We start from the raw sequence: 18,716 nt of genomic DNA, 5'->3' as shown, positions 1-18,716 counted from the left end.
CCGCAGACTGGTGGGGATTCCAAAGGGGGATCCTGCTCTCCCTTTAATTTCTCAGCTCCAACAGCTTTTGCTTCAGCTCGCCCTCGATGCGGCCCAGCTCCGCCTCGGCGGCCCTGCGCTTCTGGGCGCCCTCCCGCTGGATGTTCAGCACCTCGTCCAGCGTGGAGATCAGCTGTTGGTTGGTGTGCTGCAGCGTCTCAATGTCCACCACGCTCCGCTCTGCCTCCTTGGCGGTCTCAATGGTGCCCATCTTCAACAGATCCGCGTTCTTTTTCAGCAGCTCATTGGTCATCTCCGTCACGGCGCTCTGGGCCGCCGTGGCCTGGCGGCCGTGCTCCAGCCCCAGGGCCAGCACCATCTGACTCTTCCACAGGGGGATGGTGTTCACCAGGGAGGACTGGATCTTTTCCACCATCAAGGTATCGTTGTTCTGCAGCAGCCGAGTCTGGGGGCCCATCTGCACAGAGATCATCCGGGTCAGCTCCAGGTCGTGGAGCTTTTTCTCAAACCGCTCACACATCTGGACCATGTCGTTGTATGCCTGGGCGTCCTCCTGAGCGCCGGACTGTTCTGCCTTGGCCTTCAGAGCAGGCAGTTCGCCCGCCCGCATGTCCTCCAGCTTCTTCTTGCCCGCCAGAATGTACATGGTGAGCTCCTTGTAGTATTTCAGGTTCAGCTCATACATCTGGTCGAACATGGCCACATCCTTTAAAAGCGTGACCTGATGCTGCTCCAGCTCCCGGGCGATCTTGTCCACGTTGGACTCCACCTTGGCGTACTGGGCCTTCATGGCCTCCAGCTTGCTGCCTGTCTTTTTGAAGAGGCCGAAGAGCCCCTTCTTCTCCTCTTCCTCGCCGAAGCCCTTCAACTCCACCACCAGCTCGCTGAGGGACTTGCCCACCTCTCCCAGGTCCTTGGTGCGCACAGAGTTCAGGGCATTCTCAGAAAAGCTGGCCACGTTCTTCTGGGCCGCCGCGCCGTACTGCAGGATCAGGTTGGAGTCCGTCAGGTCGATCTTCTTGGAAAACGCCTCCACCGCCTGTTTCTCCGCGTCGTTCAGCAGGTTCTCGTCCAGCCGCACCGGCGTCGCCTCCGGCTTGGCGGCCTCCGGTGCGGGGGCGGCGGGCGCTGCCGGGTCCAGAGTCAACTGGGGCACCGCATCCGTCCGGCTGGGATCCAGGGTCAGTTCAGGCATCATGCTCTTCTCGTCTGCCATTGTGTCATCCTCCATCATAGTATCATTCACTCTCTGCCATTTTCTTCATTCCGGCGGGCTTCTCCCGCCGCCCGCACACCGCAGACAGCATAAACCACTGCGTACACCACCCCCAGCACACCGCAGAGGGTGCAGATGCCCGGGGCCTGCTTCATAAAACCGATACCTAGCAGCAGCCATATCACAGAAGAGAAAAAGTGATGGGCAGCCTCTCCCCACCTTCCCGCCTGTTTACAGGCCTTGTCCAGCCGAAGGCCCAAAGCCACCGCCCCCGCCAGCCATGCCAGCGGCAGCAGGAGCTCCGCGTTATGCAACCCGCCACGCTCCAGTTTCCAGAACAGAAGGACAAATCCTGCGGCCATATAGAAAACCAGGCCCGCCATTCTGATGGCGATCTTTCTCATGGCGTTTCCTCCGATCACAGCTCCAGCCGGATATCGGTCTCTTTCTTCTCGTCCGGCTCCGCCTTCAGCGGGCTGTCCACCAGTCCCTCCCGGGCCATCATGTTCTCCAGCACCGTGATATCCGTGGAGATGTCCAGGGCCTCGGCGCCGTACAGGCTGTCCAGCTGCTTTTCAAAGGCCGCCACGATGGTCCGCATCATCCCCTCCACCTTGGCCAGGGTGGTGTCGATGTTCTCTCCGGAGACCCCGGTACCGCTCATGCGGTCATAGGCATTCAGCAACTTCAGGGTGGTGGGCAGGTAGTAGTCCAGAAAGCGCCTGATCTGGGGCAGCTTCTCCGGGTGCGTGCGCACCTCGTCGAAGATTCGGGCGCTCACCTGCTCCAGCCGCACGATGTCGGCGGAGATGCCGGGGTCCGCGATATCCTCATCCAGCCGTTTCATCTCCCGGATGGCCATCTCCCCGTCGCGGGCCATCTTGTCCAGCTCAGGATTTCCTGTAGAGGCCGGTTTCTTTTCAACGGGCTCCTCGGCCTTTTCCGGCGGCGCCTTGCCAGCCTCCTCTCCCACGGGGCCGCCCCGGCACAGGGCGGCCGCCGCCGCGAACGCCAGAAGGGAGGCCCCCGCCGCCAGGGCATAGTGCAGCGGCTCATACAGCGGCAGCACCAGCGCGTAGGCCAGCCATACCGCCGCAGCGGCGTAAAAAGGCGCCGCACGCTTCTGTCTTGTGGTCTCCATCCGCTTCAGCCTCCCCAGGTCGCTTTTAACGGTATTATACCCCGCCGGAGAGAGCCGGTCAACGGCAGGGACAGAAAATCCCCCGAAGCAAAGCGGCGCCCCTCTCGAAAGAGGGGCGCCTGCTTTCATTTGGGGAGCCCATAGCCCAGCGTCACCGGGTCCTGCCATAGCCCCAGCTCCGGCGGATGGAACGTGCAGTAGACGAAGAGGAACGCCAGCCCCCACAGCGCCAGCAGGCCCAGGATCTGCTGCCAGAGAGAGGTGAAGCGCCCCCGCCGCAGAAGCCGGAAATCCAAGGCGAATGCCCCCAGCACGGAGAGGTAGAACACGGCGATGTCCGCCCAGAGCAGATGCCGCCCCAGCACGCCGGTGTACGTATAGAACAGCACCGGAATCAGCGCGACCCCTGTCACTGTGCTGACGCCCCGGGCTGCCAGAAAGTTCGGATAGTTCCGTCCCAGGCAGCACACCTGCACCACGGAAAAGAGAAACATGGGGAAAAACAGCAGCTTCATATGTTCCCAGGTGGACTCATTCACCGCAGAGAAGGCAGCCGCCGCGCCCCATCCGCCGCTCCAGTCGTAAACAAAGTGCAGCAGCGTCCCCATCGCCGCCGTGAACAGCGCACCCGCCAGCTCCCAGTAAAACAACCGCTTCCCCATATCCACCTCCACGACAAAACAAAAGGACTGCGGCCAGGCCGCAGTCCCAGTTTATACCGGCGTTGGCAGATTTATGCATCCAGATACGCCCCATAGCTTCCCAAGGCCGCCGCCAGCGTCTCCGGTGTCCAGTCCCAGTAGAAGGAAGCCTCTCCCGGCGCTGAAAAATGCCGGTCGGACTTCCGCCGGCCGGCATCTCTTCTCTTTTTTCACACAAACACCGCCTGTACCAGCACCATGTACAGCACAGTACCCCCAGCGATGGACAGCAGCACATTCCGCTTCCAGAGATGGAGCCCCGCCACCGCAGCAATGGCGATCAGCTCCGGCGCTCCGTGGGGCGCCGACAGCCAGGAGATGCTCCGCAGGCAGTACACCACCAGCAGGCCCATCATGGCGGGCGGAAGGACTTTCCCCAGGTATGCCACTACAGCGGGGGGGCTGTTTCTTCTCTGGAAACAGCCAAAAGGGCAGCCATCGGGTCAGCTGGGTCCCAGCGGCCACCGCCAGGATAATACCCAGCGTCTGTAAAGGCGTCAGTGTCACAGGTCCCCCTCCTCTCCGCTGCGGTCCAGGCGGCGCCGTGCACCCAGCAGCACTGCCAGCACCAGCACCATGGCGGGGATCACCATGTTGTCCGCTCCGAACACCGCCAGGCTGGCAGCGGCGCAGAGGATCCCCATCACCCCGGCGGGCCGGTTCTCCGGCTTCTTCCACTGCTCCAGGAACAGTACCACGAACAGCGCCGTCAGAGCAAAGTCCAGGCCCGTAGTGTCAAAGGTGAGGAAACTCCCCAGCAGGCCGCCCAATGCTGTGCCCGTAATCCAGTAGAGGTAGTCCAGCAGGGAGATCCAGAAGTAGAAGTCCTTCCGGGCCACGCCTTCCGGCGGCTCCAGAGTGGACACCAGGGAAAACGTCTCGTCGCACAGCACGTAGATCAGAAACGCCCGAACCTTTCCCAGGCCCTTGTATTTGTCCAGCAGGCTCAGCCCGTAGAACATGTGCCGGGCATTGACCATGACGGACAGCAGAAACGCCTGCACGGGGTCAAAGGCCGTGGTCAGCAGCGTGACAGCCACAAACTGCATGCTGCCGCCGAAAGCGATGGCGCTCATGAGGACGGACCATCCCGGCCCATACCCCTTGGACTGCATCAAAAGGCCATAGGCAGTCCCCAGGCAAAGAAAGCCCGTCATCACCGGAATGGTGGCGGGAAACGCCGCCCGCAGGGCTCCATTGTGACAGCTTGTACGGCGAATTCTCTCCATAGGCTCTCCTTCTGCATTGGTGGCTGCTACTGCTCTGCGGGCAGGCTGCCACACAACACCACCAGGAACGCCAGTGTCAGCAAAACCGCCATCAGTAAATTGGGCGTGGAGCTGACAAAGCCCATCCGCCCTACCTCTGTCTGCTTTCCCTTTGGGTCCTGGGCCCAATCGATCCATGCCGCCGCACACAGTACCCCCAGGAAGGCGATCTTCCAGCCCGAAAACACGCCGGCCAGCCCGGCCGCCAGCAGGAGCGCGGCCAGCGCCACCAGGATGATCCGCACCAGCCGCAGGCCCCATCGCTTCATTCCCTCACCCCCAGGTCTGGAATGCGTCGCTTACATCTTCTCCGGTGCGTCCACGCCGATGAGCTTCAGTCCGTTCCGCAGGACGATCCGGGTGTCATCCGCCAGCTTCAGCCGGGCGTCCCGGACCGCCGGCTCCTCGCCCTTGATGCGGCAGGCGGTGTAGAACCGGTGGAAGCAGGCCGCCAACTCCTGGAGATAACGGTTGATGTGGCTGGGGTCGTAATCCCGGGCCGCCAGCTTGATCTCCTCGCAGAACTGGGCGATCTGCTTCAGCAGGGCCCGTTCCGCCTCGCCGGAGAGCAGGGACATGTCCACGTCCGCCTGTCTGGGCACGGAGGTGCCATCCTCCGCCAGAGCCCGCAGCAGTGAGCAGATCCGGGCGTGGGCGTATTCCACGTAGTAGATGGGGTTTTCGCTGTCCTCCCGGACCGCCAGACCCAGATCGAACTCCATCTGGGTATCCGGCTTGGCATTGAAGTACCACCGGGCGGCGTCCACGCTGACCTCGTCCAGCAGGTCGGACAGGGAGATGGCCTTGCCGGTACGCTTGCTCATCCGTACCACCTCACCGTCCCGCAGCAGCTTCACCAGCTGCATCAGCACGATGTCCAGCCGCTCGCTGCCGTTGAGGCCGAGCGCGTCCAGGGCGCCTTTCAGCCGGGCCACGTGGCCGTGGTGGTCCGCACCCCAGATGTTGATGACCTTGTCGAAGCCCCGGACAGCGAACTTGTTCCGGTGATAGGCGATGTCCGCGGCGAAGTAGGTGTAAAACCCGTTGGCCCGGCGCAGTACGTCATCCTTCAGGTCCAACTTCTCGATGTCCGCCTCTTTCTTCCCCTGCCTGCGGTAGTGGTCCCGTAGGATGTCGGCCGTGCGGAGCCATAGGGCGCCGTCCTTCTCATAGGTCCAGCCCCGCTCCGCCAGCAGATCCACTGTCTCCTTCACATAGCCGCTCTCATGGAGAGAGGACTCGTAGAACCAGTTGTCATAGTGGATCTTGTACCGCTCCAGATCGGTCTTCATCTTAGGCAGGTTGATGGACAACCCGAACTGGGCCAGCGCCTCCTGGCGCTCCGCCTCCGGCACATCCAACAGCTTGTCTCCGTTTTTCTCATAATAGGCCCGGGCCAGGTCCTTGATGTCCTCACCCTGGTATCCGTCCTCCGGGAAGGGCACCGCGTCCTCCCCCCGGATGATCTGGAGATACCGGGCTTCAATGGAGTGGGCGAACTTATCGATCTGGTGGCCCGCGTCGTTCACGTAAAACTCCCTCGTCACGTCGGCGCCGCACGCCGCCAGCACGCTGGCCAGGGTGTCTCCCAGCACGCCGCCCCGGGCATTGCCCATGTGCATGGGGCCGGTGGGGTTGGCGGAGACGAATTCCACCATGATCTTCTGCCCCTTCAGGTGGTCGGCGGTGCCGTAGCCGGCACCCTCGCTCTCCACCGCCTCGCAGACGGCAGCGTACCAGCTGTCGTTGAGACGGAAGTTCAGAAAGCCCGGTCCCGCAATCTCCGCGGAGGCAAAGTAGCTCCCCGCCAGGTCCATGTGGTCCAGCAGTGCCTGGGCGATATTACGGGGCGGCTGCCGCAGCGCCTTGGAGGCCGCCAGGGCAAACGTGGTGGTGAAATCGCCGTTGGCGGTGTCCTTGGGGATCTCCACCGGGGCGGTCTTCACCTCCGCCTGGGGCAGCGTCCCGTCCGCCACTGCAGCCTGATAGGCGGCCATGGCCAGCGCCGCCGCCTGGTCCTTCGCGTTTTGTACCATGTTGATCATATCGTTCCCTCTTTCGTGAATGAGGAATTCAGAATGAGGAATTTTGGTGTCCGGCAAAGCCGGACAGATTCCAATTGCCACCTGCGGCGGCACCGCAATTCCTAATTCCCAACTCCTGTTTTTCCCGTTTTACCCGGGTCTTAAAGCTGTTTCTCCCTGTCACCGTGCGCTTCCCACGGGACAGATCCCGGGGGACCCCTTTTCTCGGAATCCCCGGGCGAAATGAATTCGCCCTCCGCCAAAGATTTTGGCTCCTCCAAAATACTTGGACGCGCTGCCGCACGATTTGCCGGAATGCTCTCTTACTTTCGCTTTACCCGGATCTTGAAGCTGTTTCTTCCTGTCACCGTATGCTCGACCGCGATGGAGTACTTGATCTCCAGCAGGCCGCCCCGCTCGCTGAGGTTGTGCCGCAGGGCGCTGGTCTGGATATCCACCGACAGCTCCCCGTAGGGGGTCTCATACAGGGACGTGTGCTGCCGCCCCTCCTCAAACACCATCTGGGAGTTCACACTGCCCACCCGGCGCAGGATCACCTGGGGCCCGCTGACCTCAAAGGTGGTGGTCGTCCCCTCCATGCCAGTGAGGGCTGTCTCCTGATAGGTCAGCAGCAGGCCCTTCTCCGTCAGCTCCAGGGTCCCCTCCGTCGTCAGCTCCGTGGCATCCGGGTCCACATCGTCAAAATACTGCTCTCCCCGGATGAAGAGCAGCACCGGCAGCTTCTTCTGCCGCGTCTCAATATCGCTCAATGTCAATCCTCCGTGCTGTATGGCGCAGGTCCTCCTGCAGAAACAGCGAGGCCGTCCGCTCAAAATCCTCCACCCGGTCACTGACGTAGAACTCCGTCTCGCCGCGGCGGCGCTCGTCCGCCCGCAGCTCCCGGGCCTTCAGCATCCGTTTCAGCTCAAAGGCGGACTCCTCCCCGGCGGACACCAGCTCCACGCCCGGCCCCATCACGTCCCCGATCACATCCGTCAGCAGCGGGTAATGGGTACAGCCCAGAATCAGGGTGTCCACCCCCGCATTCTTCAGGGGCGTCAGATACTCCCGGGCCACGGTCTCGATCACCACGTCTCCCCGCCGGATGCGCCCGGCCTCCGCCAGGGGCACGAACAGGGGGCAGGCCCGGCTGAACACGGTCACCTCCGGGTCCAGCCGCCGGAGAGCCGCCTCGTAGGCACCGGAGCGGACGGAGGCCGCCGTGGCGATGAGCCCTACCCGCTTGTTTTGGGTCATCAGCACCGCCCGGCGGCAAGTGGGCTCTACCACGCCTACCATGGGCAGGTCGTTTTCCGCCTGCAGCGCCGCCAGCGAGGTGGTGGTCACCGTCCCGCAGGCGATGAGGATGGCCTTCAGATCGAAGGAGCGCAGGAAACGCACATCCTGGCGGGCGTATTTCAAAATGGCCTCCCGGGAACGGCTGCCATAGGGCACCCGGGCGGTGTCACCGAAGTAGATCAGGTCCTCCTCCGGCAGGATGCGCCAGAGGGAGTGCACCGCCGTCAGACCCCCCAGGCCTGAATCGAATACCCCGATAGGACGCTGGTCCATCCCGCTCCGCCTCCTTCTTCTCCCGCCGCCGGACCGGCGGCCGCCTCATGCTCATTTTGCATCTGGATTACATATTATACTATGCGGCGCCTTCTGCCGCAAGACAGATTTTAGTCTTTTTGCCCTGTTTTTTATGTGGAATTCTGCGTATGTCTCTGCTATAATCGTGACAGTATCATCTATTTGGGAGGTGTCTGCCCCATGAAGATCGAACTGACGGAACAGCAGTTCCGGTATCTGCTGGATCTGGTGTACATAGGAAACTGGGTCATCAATTCCACCCGGGAGAACGACCGCATCCAGGAATATGACCAGGTGGAGAGCCTGATTTTCTCCCACTGCCTGCACCACAAGATGAGCAAGCTGGTGGAGCTGTACCGGGGGGAGCTGATCCCCTCCCGGGCCTTTGCGGACGGCGGCATCCACGAGGCCATCGAGCAGTATGAGGACGTGGTGTTCTATGAGATCCTGGCGGAGGAGCTGGCCCTGCGGGACATGGATGGGGAACCCCTGACCCGTGAAAACTATGGGGAGCTGATGGAGCGGATCGACGCTTATCTCTCCGAGTTTGACGAGCACGGCACCGACAACATCTCTGTGGACCTGCCGTAAGGCGGAAGGCACGCCGCCCCGGCACCGGAGAGGTTTCTCTCCAGGCTTGTTTCAAAGAACAGAAAGAGAAAAAGGAGCAACGAGATCATGGCTGAAAAATCCAAAGTCTACTTTGCGGACTTCCGCGCCCCCAGCTGGCGGGAGAACCTGCCCCAGAAGCTGGCCCGGCTGATGATGACCGCCGGCTTCGGCGATATCGATATGGACGGCAAGTACGTGGCCATCAAGATGCACTTCGGCGAGCCGGGCAACCTGGCCTACCTCCGCCCCAACTGGGCCCGGGCCGTGGTGGACCTGGTGAAGTCCCACGGCGGCAAGCCCTTCTTGACGGACTGCAATACCCTGTATGTCGGCGGCCGGAAAAACGCCCTGGACCACATCGAATCGGCTTATATCAACGGCTTCACCCCCTACTCCACCGGCTGCCACATCCTGATCGCCGACGGCCTGAAGGGCAACGACGAGGTAGAGGTTCCCGTGGAGGGCGGGGAGTATGTGAAGTCCGCCAAGATCGGCCGTGCGGTGATGGACGCGGACGTGTTCATCTCCCTGACCCACTTCAAGGGCCACGAGCAGGCCGGCATGGGCGGCGCTCTGAAAAACATCGGCATGGGCTGCGGCTCCCGGGCCGGCAAGATGGAGCAGCACAACTCCGGCAAGCCCTTCGTCAAGCAGAAGAAGTGCATCGGCTGCCGGGCCTGCGCCAGGATCTGCGCCCACGGCGCGCCCCAGTTCGGTGCCGACGGCAAAGCCACCATCGACACGGACAAGTGCGTGGGCTGCGCCCGGTGCCTGGCGGTGTGCCCCAAGGATGCCATCCAGTGCCTGTATGACGAGGCGCCCGCTATTCTGAATAAGAAGATCGCCGAGTACACCAAGGCCGTGGTAGACGGCCGCCCCTGCTTCCACGTGTCCCTGGTAGTGGATGTCTCCCCCAACTGCGACTGCCACGCGGAGAACGATGTCCCCATCGTCCCGGACGTGGGCATGTTTGCCTCCTTCGACCCGGTGGCTCTGGACCAAGCCTGTGCCGACGCCGTGCTGGCCCAGACTCCCGCGCCCAACTCCGCCCTGTTTGACGAGGGCTGCGACTGCTCCTCCGGTGACTACTTCCACGCCGCCCATCCGGACACGGACTGGGCCGTCTGCCTGGAGCACGCGGAGAAGATCGGCATCGGCACCCGGGCATACGAGCTCATCAAAATCTGATCGGAACGAAACGAAGCAGGACTTAAAAAGTCCTGCTTCGTTTTCCGCATTGCGGGACCCCACTCAGGCGAACAGGGCGTTGAACTGCTCCACCACCGCGTCCGCGCCGGTGTGCGCCACCAGCATCACAAAGTTGCCATTGGAGACAATCCGGGACTCGTTCCGCCACATCTCCGTGGGCGCGGGGTACCAGGCACCGCCGGGGCTTGTGCCGTCCCCCACCTGATAGTCGATTCGGGCCTGGAAGATGTCCTTCACCGCCTGGACATCGCCGCTGTTCTCCACCTCTACCAGGGCAATCTCGTCACCGGAGGCGGAGATCATGGCCATCTGCACCAGACACTGCTGGGTGGCGATGGCGGAGAGTCCCGCATAGAACGTATCCAGCGTCTCACCCTCCACGGCCATCAGGGCGGGCCACGTCTCCTGGTCCCCGGTCACGGAAGCGCAGAAATCCGCCAGATCCACGCCGGAAGCAGACTCCACTGGAGGGGCAGGGGCGGGCTGGGCCGGCGTCTCCGGCTCCTTGTCCGGCTGCTGGGGCTTTGTGTCCTCCACCGGCTGGTATACCGGCTTCTCCGCCGGGTCTGCCGGACGGCTCCCCGTCTCCGGCTCCTTCGCCGGGTCCGCGGGGCGGGAGCCCAGATCCGGCTCGTCCTCCTGGAGCTGCTGGGAATCATCCGCCGTCTCAGGGCCCTCTATGGTCACAGGGACGCCGTCCTCCCCATCGGTTTCCGAAGTCTCTTCCTCCTGGGGCGGCGCAGCTTCCTCCATCCTCTGGTCCTGGGCGGCGTCCTCCTGCGCCTCCGTTCCTCCACAGGCAGCCAGCGCCAGTATCAGCGCCAGAGCCAGCAATCCTGCAAGTCCTCTCTTTTTCATGTTTTTCTCCTAACCTCTCACGGGATTTCACGGCGCTCCGCCGCGGTCTGAGAGGTTAGACGGGCTCTACGGAAAAAAGTTCCCGCTCCGGCGATTTTTCTCCGCTGCTCCGCCCATGACCGCCCCGGTGTGTATAACATTGACTTTTTTCGGAAATTCAAATATAATTGTTTTATCCAAACATCAAATAAATACACAGGCCGCGCGTCGTCCGCGCGGCCGCTTTGCCCTTATTCAGCGGACATCCGTCCACCTGCAAGGCAAGAGGAGGTCTCCTATGAAGAAACACCTTCAGGACAGCTTGGTCATCGGTTTCGCCCTGTTCTCCATGTTTTTCGGCGCAGGTAATGTCATCTTCCCCCCTTATCTGGGACTGGAATCGGGTCCGGAGTGGCTGGCCGGCTTTTTCAGTTACTTTATGGCCGACATCGGACTGGCCCTGCTGGCTATGTTTGCCATTCTCCGGCAGGGAAGTCCCGACGGGATCACCGCCCGCATCGGCAGGATTCCCTCCACAGCGCTCATGTGCGCCATTGTGCTGTGCATCGGTCCCATGCTGGCCATTCCCCGGACTGCCGCCACCACCTACGAAACTTCTCTGGCCCCGCTGGTGTCCGGCTTCAGTCCGGCGCTCTTCTCCATCCTCTTCTTTCTGCTGATCCTGCTGCTGTGCGTGCGGGAAACAGCGGTGGTGGACATCGTGGGAAAGATCCTGACCCCCGCTCTGCTGATTGGCCTGTTGATCCTGATCGTGGTGGGTGTGGTGAATCCCATCGGGCCGGTGGGTGAGCAGCCGCTGGTGGAGAATGTGGCCGCCACCGGCGTGGAAGCCGGCTATCAGACCATGGACGTGCTGGCGGCCATCGTGTTCGGCTATATCATTCTGAAGAGCGCCCGGGAGAAGGGACACACGACTCCCGGCGCCCAGCTCCGGGTGGTGTCCGGCGCCAGTCTGGTGGCAGGCATCGGCCTGCTGGCGGTTTATCTGGGGCTGACTTATCTGGGCGCCACCACCGCCCGCTTCTTCGACATCACCGTGGACCGCACGTTCCTGGTGGTGTCCATTGTCCGGAACCTGTTGGGGCAGGCGGGCATCATCCTCTTTGCCGTGGTGGTGGCTCTGGCCTGCGTCACCACCGCTGTGGGGCTGGTCAGCGCATGCGCCGATTACTTCTCCGGCCTCTCGGGGGGCCGCGTTTCCTACCGCACGCTGGTGTGCGTCATCTGCGTGTTCAGTGCCGTGGTATCCAACTTTGGTCTCAATGAGATCATCGCCATCGCCTCCCCCATCCTCAGCGTGGTCTATCCCCCCACGCTGGTGCTGATCGTGCTGGCCCTGTTCGGCAGCCGCATCCGCCGGGACTGGGTGTTCCGCCTGGCGGCCCTGGGCGCCCTGGCAGTGAGCCTGCTGGAGGTAGTCCGCACCTACACCGGTGTGGAGCTGGCCTTTCTGGACCTGCTGCCCCTGGCGTCTCTGGATTTCGGCTGGGTGTTGCCCGCCGCTGTCTGCGGCGCAGTGGGCGCCCTGATCCCCGGCGGCCGGACTGCCGCCTCCTGATGCCATATTTTCATTTTTCACATACTGGAGGACTGATTGTATGAAACAGCACTATCAAGGTCTCGGCCACATTGCCGTGTATACGGCGGATATGGACGCCAGCATCGCCTTTTACAGGAAGATCGGCGGCAGCCTGCATCTCCGGGCCCCCGCCTGCCCGCCGGAACAGCAGCGGGAGCTGGCCCTTGTGGAGTTCGGCGGTTTCCTGGTGGAGTTGATTGCCGCCCCTGTGCCGGAGGGTGCGGGCTGCATCCCTCATTTCGCCGTCTATGTGGACGATGTGGACCAAGCCGCCGCGGATCTCCGCGCCGCCGGCGTGGACACCTTCCAGACCGCAGAGAAGTGCGTGATGCCCAACACCTTCGGCGGGTTGGAGAACTGGTTCTTCACTGGCCCCTCCGGGGAACAGATCGAACTTTTGAAGATGATTTGAGTCCGCTTTGGCTGCGGAACAGGGAGACCGTCTATTGGACGGTCTCCCTGTTTTTCTGTGCAAATACACCGCAGATATGGAAAATCGAGCTCTCTCCTGTGTCTGCGGCGGCCGTCAGCGCATGGGGATTTACAGTGTTTCGGCCTACCCTGCCAGGGGCAGGCACACCACCAGCTCGAACCCGTTGTCCCGGACCCCAGCGTCCAGGGTGCCGCCATAGCGCTCCGCGATTTCCCGCATCCCGGGGATGCCGAAGCCGTGGGCGGACTTGTCCGTCTTGGTAGTTGCAAGATCCGGCTGCACCGCGCCGCCCAGGGTGTTCTCCACCCGCAGCATGAAGAGTCCCTTGTCCGCCTTGCAGCGGATGGTGATTCGCCGTTCCCCGGCGCCCCGGCTGCCCTCGATGGCGTTGTCCAGAGCGTTGCCCAGCAGGGCGCACAGATCCATATCCGCCACAGGCAGGTCCCGGGGCAGGGAGACGGCGAAGTCTGCGGCGACTCCCTCCCGCTCCATGGCCTCCGCCTTGGCGGTGAGGACGGCATTGGCCGCCTCGTTTTCACAGAGTCGTCTGGTTCCCCGCAGGGCCGGGGAACCGGCTATCTGGTCCAGATAGCCGATGGCCCCCTGTTCATCTCCCTGCTCCAGAAAACCCCGGACCGCCGTCAGGTGATTCCGCAGATCGTGGCGGAGACGGCGCACCTGGGTCTCCTGCTGCCGGAGGCCCTGATAGTAGACCTCCCGCAGACCTGCCAGGCGATTTGCCTGCTCCAGCCGCTCGTGATCCGCCAGAATCAAAATGGCGAACAACAGGACCAGAGAGGTCAGAAATACAAAGGGCAGCACCACCATGCCCTGGTACATCGCCACGGTATTGACCTCGATAGAGTCATACCGCCGGAAGGTCAGCAGCACCACGGCGATCAGGGCGCACAGGGGCATGGCCGCTAGACCCAGCACCAGCTTCCACAGCCGCCGGGAGAGCACCACCGGCTCCCGGGGCAGGCGGCGGCGCAGCAGCAGCCACAGCGGGCCGAACACCAGCGGGCGGGCCAGGCGCACCAGCACGTCATAGAGCGCATTCCTGTTGATCCGCTCCACATAGGTGTCCAGCAGGGCACACACGGACATCTCCAGGCAGAAGAGGATGATGCACACCGCCAGCCGCCCTATCCGGTCACCCCGGGTAGAGAGGAGGAACAAGGCGAAAAACGCCGGCAGCGTATAGAGCAGGTTGGGGTCGCCGATCCAAATCACCATGCCGGTGGACCCCGCCAGGGTCAGAAAGAGCAGCACCCTCCAGAAGCGCCCATTCCGGGGGCGGACAAAGGGGGCACAGAGCTTGTAGAGGAAAAAGCCGCTGGCCGCCACGGTCAGAAAATAGCCGCAGTTGAGCCAGATCTGCCAGAGAACATCCCGCATCCTCATCCCTCCAGCTCCGCCCGGGTAAAGGCCAGCAGGGCCGAGGGCTGGCAGGACCGGCTGACCGGCAGCCGCCGGCCGTCCCGCAGCACCACCTCGCCGCCCTCCATCCGGTCCACAGCTCCTGTCCGAACCAGATACCGCTGGTGGATGCGGACAAAGTCCGCCCCCACCTCCGCCGCCACCGTGTCCAGCTTGCCGTAAAACGTGTACTCCCGTCCGGCGGTGACACAGGCCACCTGCCGCCGGTCCGAGACGAAATACAGAATGTTGGCAATGGGGATCCGGTAGTGGGTGTCCCCGCTGCGGCAGATGTAGGCCCGGTCCAAATCCCGGACCAGCGCCGCCTGTGCCCGGTCCAGCACCTCCTCCAGCTGTTCCGCCTTCGGGGGCTTTAAGAGATACCCCAGGGCCCCCACGGAGTACCCGTCAAAGACGTGCTCTGCATACCCGGTGACGAACACCAGCTGCAGTCCGGCGTCCGCCGCCCGGAGCCGCCGGGCGGTCTCCATGCCGTCCAGCTCCCCCATCTCCATGTCCAGAAACACCAGGTCCAGCTCCCCGGCGTGGCTCTCCAGCCAGCGGAGCAGTCCCTCGCCAGAGGAGAACTCCCGGAACTGCCCTTGAACGCGCCGCTTTTCCAGGACCCGCTCCAGAGCGGCCCGAAGCACCAGCCTGGCGTCGTAGATATCGTCACAGATGCCGATCCGCAGCATCCCCATCACCTCAAACCGAAAACTGCCCGCCGGGGTCCGGCAGGGGGCGCTTTTCGCCCTAAACTACCTGCCCATTCTACCACAGGAACCGCCGTCTGCCAAACCAAACTTGACGGCAAATCCGCCAAACTTGACATCCCCTCCCCTCCCAACGCAAAACTTGACATCCAGGCCGCCGCAGATGACACCCCCGTTTGCGGCGGCTCTTTTTTCGCGGTACGCTGGTGTCAACAAGGAGGGAAACACCATGACAAACGCCACTGCCATCTCCCGCTCCCGTGTGTGGAGCGTGCTCACCACTCCCGCCGCCATCCCCCAGACGGGGCCACGGCTGAAAACCAATCTGGACACGGATCTGCTGAAGCTCATCGCCATCGCCGCCATGCTGATCGACCACATCGGCGGCGCCTTTTTCCCGGAGGTGGGCGTGTTCCGCTGGATCGGCCGACTGGCCTTCCCTATCTTCTGCTACTGCCTGACGGTGGGCCTGCTGTACACCCACGACGTGCGGAAGTACCTGACCCGGCTGGGCATCTTCGCCCTCGTCAGCCAGCCCTTTTACATCCTGGCCTTCCACCCGGTCGGCGAATTCTGGGCCAACCTCACCAACTGGAACATCTTCTTCACCCTGTTCCTGAGCTTGCTGGGCATGTACGGCCTGAAGGAACGGAAATGGTGGCTGTTCGCCCTGGCGCTCTTCACCGTCAGCTGGTGGAACTTCGATTACTCCGGCACCGGCATCCAGCTGATGCTGATCTTCTACCTCTGCCGGAACCGGCCCCGCCTGGGCGCGGCCCTCTACCTCCTCAGCTATCTTCCGGCCCTGATGAACGGCTGGCCGGAGGATCCCCTGTGCCTGACGGTGGGCGGCCTCTGCATCGACTGGTCCATTTTCGCCGTGTTCGCCGCGCCCCTGATCTTCTGCGCCACGCACTCCCGCATCAAGATCAACCGCTGGTTCTTCTACGCCTTCTATCCCGCCCATCTGGCGGCCATCGCCCTGGCGGGGAATATCCTGTGAGACAGAAAGGAAGAGTTTTATGTTAACAGTCAAAGATCTGCACAAATCCTACCAAGTGGGCAAGACCACCTATGAAGTCCTCAAGGGCGTGTCCCTCACGGTGGAGAAGGGGGAGTTCGTGGCTGTCATGGGCCCCTCCGGCTCCGGCAAGACCACGCTCTTAAACTGCATCTCCTGCTACATCCCCATCGACAGTGGGGAGATCATGCTGGGGGATCGGCAGCTGGCAAATCTCAGCGAGGACGCTTTGGCCAAGGTCCGCAACCGGCAGCTGGGCTTTGTGTTCCAGGACTTCCTGCTGCTGGACGGTCTGACGGTCCGGGAGAACATTCTCCTGCCCGCCATCATCGGCGGCGCCGTCACCGGCCAGACGGAGGCCCGGGCGGACCAGCTGTGCGATGTATTCGGTATCTCCGCCATCCGGGACAAATACCCGGCGGAGATCTCCGGCGGTGAGAAGCAGCGTACCGCCGTGGCCCGGGCGCTCATCAACCATCCCCTGCTGATCCTGGCGGACGAACCCACCGGCAACCTGGACAGCAAGTCCAGCCGGGCGGTGATTCGCTCCTTTGAACAGGCCAAGGAATCCCTGGAGGCCACCATCTTCATGGTGACCCACGACTCCTTTGCCGCCTCCTTCTGCGACCGGGTGGTCATCCTCCGGGACGGAGTGGTGTGGCGGACCCTGGAAAAGGGCGCCACGGACCGCACCGCCTTTCAGGACCAGCTGTTGGACGCCATCCGGGACATGGGGAAGGAGTGAGACCATGCGGCACTTTTCCGACGCCTACGCGGCCCTGCGCCGCAAAAACAGGGGCCAGTATGCCTTGCTGGCAGGGTGCAGCTTCTTCTCCGTGCTGCTGATCACTGCCTATGTCTGCATGATGCGCTCCCCCACCATCCTCTCCGTCTTGCCGGAGGGCGGCGACAGCCGCAAGCAGGTGATGATGGTGTTCGTTCTGGCGGTCATCGGCTGCGCCGTGTTCACCGCCTATGCCGCCGGGCTGTTCTTCCGGCAGAAGTCCCGGGAGACCGGCGTGTTCCTGGCCCTGGGGGCCACCCGCCGCCAGCTGCAGCGGGAGATGGGCAAGGAGCTGGCGGTGATCTCCCTGGGCTCCTGCGCCGCCGGGGCGGTCTTGGGCGGCCCTCTGGCCTGGGGCGTGTGGCAGCTGTTCCGCCTGTTCCTGGTGGACTCCCAGGAGATGGCCCTGTCCTTCGATCCCCGGTCCTATCTGCTGTCCATGGTCTTTGCCGCCTACGTGGTGGGGATGCTGTTCTTCCTGGGCGGCCGGTCCATCCGCCGCACCAACATCATCGACATCGTCCAGGAGTCCCACAAGTCCGAGCCTATCCGCGAGGTAAAGCGGTGGTACGGAAGCGTGGGCATCGTCCTGGTGGTAATCGGCGCCCTGGCAGGGTTTCTGATGCCGTCGTTCTTTATCACGGTTCTCCATTGGTATTCCCCCTCTGGGGTGGACGCCGTCTTTTACCTGCCGGCGCTGGTCGGCATGTACATGATCCTGCTCCACACGGTGGTGAACGGCTGGCGGAAGCGCCACAAGTACCGGGACATCATCGCCACGTCCATGATGAAGTTCCAGGGCCGTCAGACGGTGCGGAACATGCTGGTGATGACGCTGCTGATCGTCGGCGCCTATTTCGCCTCCTTCTACGCCCCCATGCTGAATACCAGTTCCACCTACAGCTTCTCCACCCGGCCGGTGGACTTCGAGTACCACTGGCGGAATGATCAGAACTGGCCGGAGCGGGGCGAGGTGGAATCTCTGGCGTCGAAGCATGGTGTTGACATCACCTCCTGGACCCAGGTGGACGCCGCCACCCTGGGCTGTGACGGCACTGTCTCCATCGAGCAGAGCTCCGGGGCTCTGGGCACCACCTACACCCAGGAATACCGGGAGGTCCAAGGCGGGGCCACCTATTTTTCCGAGAGCGCCTGGAACGCCCTCACCGGCCAAGATGTGGACCTGGCCCCCGGCACCTGCGCCAACGTGCTGGATGACGAGGGCGGCGCCAGCTATCTCTCCGGCGGCGACGTGACGCTGGTCACCAATATGGTCACCGGGGCCAGCCTGTCCGTTACCCCGGCGGAGCCTCTGTGTTTCACCATGCTGCTGGGCTGCTACGTGCTGGATGACGCCGACTACGAGATCCTCACCGCCGGACTCACCGACCTCTGGCGGGAGACCTGGGTATTCTTCAACGTGGCGGATGCGGAGGCCAGCTATCCCTTTGCCGACGCCCTGTTCAACGAGATCGTGGACCGCTCCGGCGACGATGTGCTGCAGATGGACGCCTACGACCTGGTAAGTGCGGCGCTGGCGGAGGAGGCCGGCGAGGTCTATGACTACGACCGGGCACATATCGCCGCCCATGGCTTCCCGGTGATAGAGCGGGAGGACCGGGACACCTCGGAGTTCCGCAACTACTGGCTCTACATGCCCCAGTTCCGGGTGCTGGATCAGAACGACTTCGTCACCACCATGGCGGTGTTTTTGGTGCTGTTCATCTTTATCGCCCTGATCTGCTTCGCGGCGGTCATCGTCATTGCCTTTACCCGGTGCATGACCATCGCCCTCACCAACGCACGGGTGTACGACGACCTGCGGCACCTGGGGGCGCCGAACCGCTATCTGTTCCGGTCCGTAAAGGGGCAGGTGTCCAAGGTGTTTCTTGTGCCCGCCATCGTGGGCACGGCAGTCATCTCCGCCTTCTACCTCATGATTATGTACTTCAATGATAACCGCTTCACCCCCGGCGAGATGGCCGGCATGGCCGTCTGTGCTGCGGTGATCGCCGTGCTTTCGGCGGTGCTCTATGGGGTATACCGCATCACCCGCCGCAGCGTCTGCCGCGCGCTGGGAATCCAAGGCAAGTGAAGCTTCCGCGCTGCCGGAAATTTGGTCCGGGGGCACAGGGATATTCCCTG

Annotated in this window: 20 protein-coding genes; 7 read left to right on the top strand and 13 right to left on the bottom strand. The window is 62.8% G+C overall.

Annotation, left to right across the window (positions count from 1 at the left end):
• Positions 1–43: 43 nt before the first annotated feature.
• From ACLTXB_RS03510 to murI, 10 genes are all read right to left on the bottom strand, one after another.
• The gene (locus ACLTXB_RS03510; RefSeq protein WP_051320049.1) at positions 44–1,216 is read right to left on the bottom strand and encodes a toxic anion resistance protein; all 1,173 of its coding nucleotides are present in this window, start codon (positions 1,214–1,216) and stop codon (positions 44–46) included.
• 26 nt (positions 1,217–1,242) lie between these two features.
• On the bottom strand, positions 1,243–1,620 hold the full coding sequence (locus ACLTXB_RS03505; RefSeq protein ID WP_119310608.1) for a hypothetical protein: 378 nt from the start codon (positions 1,618–1,620) through the stop codon (positions 1,243–1,245).
• A gap of 14 nt (positions 1,621–1,634) precedes the next feature.
• Positions 1,635–2,357: a 5-bromo-4-chloroindolyl phosphate hydrolysis family protein gene (locus tag ACLTXB_RS03500; protein WP_317334290.1), complete on the bottom strand. Its 723-nt coding sequence runs from the start codon at positions 2,355–2,357 to the stop codon at positions 1,635–1,637.
• A gap of 125 nt (positions 2,358–2,482) precedes the next feature.
• Positions 2,483–3,019 (bottom strand): DUF6512 family protein, encoded by a 537-nt coding sequence (locus ACLTXB_RS03495; protein WP_119310606.1) that lies wholly within the window; start codon positions 3,017–3,019, stop codon positions 2,483–2,485.
• 209 nt (positions 3,020–3,228) lie between these two features.
• Positions 3,229–3,447: a branched-chain amino acid transporter permease gene (locus ACLTXB_RS03490; RefSeq protein ID WP_353734546.1), complete on the bottom strand. Its 219-nt coding sequence runs from the start codon at positions 3,445–3,447 to the stop codon at positions 3,229–3,231.
• 114 nt (positions 3,448–3,561) lie between these two features.
• Positions 3,562–4,287 carry an AzlC family ABC transporter permease gene (locus ACLTXB_RS03485; protein ID WP_412260441.1) on the bottom strand — a complete coding sequence of 242 codons (726 nt, stop codon included), beginning with the start codon at positions 4,285–4,287 and terminating at the stop codon, positions 3,562–3,564.
• Positions 4,288–4,313: 26 nt separating this feature from the next.
• The gene (locus tag ACLTXB_RS03480) at positions 4,314–4,595 is read right to left on the bottom strand and encodes a hypothetical protein (protein ID WP_287553868.1); all 282 of its coding nucleotides are present in this window, start codon (positions 4,593–4,595) and stop codon (positions 4,314–4,316) included.
• A gap of 30 nt (positions 4,596–4,625) precedes the next feature.
• Positions 4,626–6,371, bottom strand: coding sequence for an arginine--tRNA ligase (gene argS, locus ACLTXB_RS03475; RefSeq protein WP_287553869.1), 1,746 nt, complete (start codon positions 6,369–6,371; stop codon positions 4,626–4,628).
• Between the two features lie 302 nt (positions 6,372–6,673).
• Positions 6,674–7,120: a DUF1934 domain-containing protein gene (locus ACLTXB_RS03470; RefSeq protein ID WP_273481798.1), complete on the bottom strand. Its 447-nt coding sequence runs from the start codon at positions 7,118–7,120 to the stop codon at positions 6,674–6,676.
• Positions 7,107–7,922 carry a glutamate racemase gene (murI, locus tag ACLTXB_RS03465; protein ID WP_021751452.1) on the bottom strand — a complete coding sequence of 272 codons (816 nt, stop codon included), beginning with the start codon at positions 7,920–7,922 and terminating at the stop codon, positions 7,107–7,109. The genes ACLTXB_RS03470 and murI overlap by 14 nt, the downstream gene beginning before the upstream one ends.
• Before the next feature lie 201 nt (positions 7,923–8,123).
• Between murI and ACLTXB_RS03460 the strand changes: the two genes are divergently transcribed.
• Together ACLTXB_RS03460 and ACLTXB_RS03455 are read left to right on the top strand one after the other, a co-directional pair.
• Entirely contained in the window at positions 8,124–8,534 is a 411-nt protein-coding gene (locus tag ACLTXB_RS03460; protein ID WP_021751450.1) for a hypothetical protein, read from the top strand.
• An 87-nt stretch (positions 8,535–8,621) separates the two neighbouring features.
• Positions 8,622–9,743 (top strand): DUF362 domain-containing protein, encoded by a 1,122-nt coding sequence (locus ACLTXB_RS03455; RefSeq protein ID WP_021751449.1) that lies wholly within the window; start codon positions 8,622–8,624, stop codon positions 9,741–9,743.
• A 63-nt stretch (positions 9,744–9,806) separates the two neighbouring features.
• Here the strand turns inward: ACLTXB_RS03455 and ACLTXB_RS03450 are convergent, their stop codons facing one another.
• Positions 9,807–10,622: a DUF4358 domain-containing protein gene (locus ACLTXB_RS03450; RefSeq protein ID WP_287553870.1), complete on the bottom strand. Its 816-nt coding sequence runs from the start codon at positions 10,620–10,622 to the stop codon at positions 9,807–9,809.
• A gap of 277 nt (positions 10,623–10,899) precedes the next feature.
• On the opposite strand from ACLTXB_RS03450, the gene brnQ reads away from it, so the two are divergent.
• On the top strand, positions 10,900–12,180 hold the full coding sequence (gene brnQ, locus ACLTXB_RS03445; protein ID WP_021751446.1) for a branched-chain amino acid transport system II carrier protein: 1,281 nt from the start codon (positions 10,900–10,902) through the stop codon (positions 12,178–12,180).
• Positions 12,181–12,220: 40 nt separating this feature from the next.
• Positions 12,221–12,613 carry a VOC family protein gene (locus ACLTXB_RS03440; protein ID WP_287553872.1) on the top strand — a complete coding sequence of 131 codons (393 nt, stop codon included), beginning with the start codon at positions 12,221–12,223 and terminating at the stop codon, positions 12,611–12,613.
• A 144-nt stretch (positions 12,614–12,757) separates the two neighbouring features.
• Here the strand turns inward: ACLTXB_RS03440 and ACLTXB_RS03435 are convergent, their stop codons facing one another.
• Positions 12,758–14,032: a sensor histidine kinase gene (locus ACLTXB_RS03435; RefSeq protein ID WP_287553873.1), complete on the bottom strand. Its 1,275-nt coding sequence runs from the start codon at positions 14,030–14,032 to the stop codon at positions 12,758–12,760.
• 2 nt (positions 14,033–14,034) lie between these two features.
• Entirely contained in the window at positions 14,035–14,748 is a 714-nt protein-coding gene (locus tag ACLTXB_RS03430) for a LytR/AlgR family response regulator transcription factor (protein WP_036631374.1), read from the bottom strand.
• 247 nt (positions 14,749–14,995) lie between these two features.
• Between ACLTXB_RS03430 and ACLTXB_RS03425 the strand changes: the two genes are divergently transcribed.
• Genes ACLTXB_RS03425 through ACLTXB_RS03415 form a run of 3 tightly spaced genes read left to right on the top strand, consistent with a single transcriptional unit; the run spans position 14,996 to position 18,666 of the window.
• Positions 14,996–15,769 (top strand): TraX family protein, encoded by a 774-nt coding sequence (locus ACLTXB_RS03425; RefSeq protein ID WP_025544916.1) that lies wholly within the window; start codon positions 14,996–14,998, stop codon positions 15,767–15,769.
• Positions 15,770–15,788: 19 nt separating this feature from the next.
• Positions 15,789–16,532, top strand: coding sequence for an ABC transporter ATP-binding protein (locus ACLTXB_RS03420; protein WP_025544914.1), 744 nt, complete (start codon positions 15,789–15,791; stop codon positions 16,530–16,532).
• A 4-nt stretch (positions 16,533–16,536) separates the two neighbouring features.
• Complete coding sequence (locus ACLTXB_RS03415) at positions 16,537–18,666, top strand: FtsX-like permease family protein (protein ID WP_317334280.1); 2,130 nt, start codon at positions 16,537–16,539, stop codon at positions 18,664–18,666.
• Positions 18,667–18,716: the final 50 nt, after the last annotated feature.

The organism is Flintibacter sp. (genome assembly GCF_046973065.1).
Note: the sequence above shows the minus strand (reverse complement) of the source record. Positions and strands in the feature narration are given on the sequence as shown.

Excerpts from the sequence above, each read along its gene's own strand:
- ACLTXB_RS03460 (WP_021751450.1), top strand. The coding sequence starts at position 8,124 with ATGAAGATCGAACTGACGGAACAGCAGTTCCGGTATCTGCTGGATCTG.
- ACLTXB_RS03485 (WP_412260441.1), bottom strand. The coding sequence starts at position 4,287 with ATGGAGAGAATTCGCCGTACAAGCTGTCACAATGGAGCCCTGCGGGCG.
- ACLTXB_RS03420 (WP_025544914.1), top strand. The coding sequence starts at position 15,789 with ATGTTAACAGTCAAAGATCTGCACAAATCCTACCAAGTGGGCAAGACC.
- ACLTXB_RS03415 (WP_317334280.1), top strand. The coding sequence starts at position 16,537 with ATGCGGCACTTTTCCGACGCCTACGCGGCCCTGCGCCGCAAAAACAGG.
- argS (WP_287553869.1), bottom strand. The coding sequence starts at position 6,371 with ATGATCAACATGGTACAAAACGCGAAGGACCAGGCGGCGGCGCTGGCC.
- ACLTXB_RS03425 (WP_025544916.1), top strand. The coding sequence starts at position 14,996 with ATGACAAACGCCACTGCCATCTCCCGCTCCCGTGTGTGGAGCGTGCTC.
- ACLTXB_RS03505 (WP_119310608.1), bottom strand. The coding sequence starts at position 1,620 with ATGAGAAAGATCGCCATCAGAATGGCGGGCCTGGTTTTCTATATGGCC.
- ACLTXB_RS03430 (WP_036631374.1), bottom strand. The coding sequence starts at position 14,748 with ATGCTGCGGATCGGCATCTGTGACGATATCTACGACGCCAGGCTGGTG.
- ACLTXB_RS03450 (WP_287553870.1), bottom strand. The coding sequence starts at position 10,622 with ATGAAAAAGAGAGGACTTGCAGGATTGCTGGCTCTGGCGCTGATACTG.
- murI (WP_021751452.1), bottom strand. The coding sequence starts at position 7,922 with ATGGACCAGCGTCCTATCGGGGTATTCGATTCAGGCCTGGGGGGTCTG.
- brnQ (WP_021751446.1), top strand. The coding sequence starts at position 10,900 with ATGAAGAAACACCTTCAGGACAGCTTGGTCATCGGTTTCGCCCTGTTC.
- ACLTXB_RS03510 (WP_051320049.1), bottom strand. The coding sequence starts at position 1,216 with ATGGCAGACGAGAAGAGCATGATGCCTGAACTGACCCTGGATCCCAGC.
- ACLTXB_RS03495 (WP_119310606.1), bottom strand. The coding sequence starts at position 3,019 with ATGGGGAAGCGGTTGTTTTACTGGGAGCTGGCGGGTGCGCTGTTCACG.
- ACLTXB_RS03440 (WP_287553872.1), top strand. The coding sequence starts at position 12,221 with ATGAAACAGCACTATCAAGGTCTCGGCCACATTGCCGTGTATACGGCG.
- ACLTXB_RS03500 (WP_317334290.1), bottom strand. The coding sequence starts at position 2,357 with ATGGAGACCACAAGACAGAAGCGTGCGGCGCCTTTTTACGCCGCTGCG.
- ACLTXB_RS03480 (WP_287553868.1), bottom strand. The coding sequence starts at position 4,595 with ATGAAGCGATGGGGCCTGCGGCTGGTGCGGATCATCCTGGTGGCGCTG.
- ACLTXB_RS03435 (WP_287553873.1), bottom strand. The coding sequence starts at position 14,032 with ATGCGGGATGTTCTCTGGCAGATCTGGCTCAACTGCGGCTATTTTCTG.
- ACLTXB_RS03455 (WP_021751449.1), top strand. The coding sequence starts at position 8,622 with ATGGCTGAAAAATCCAAAGTCTACTTTGCGGACTTCCGCGCCCCCAGC.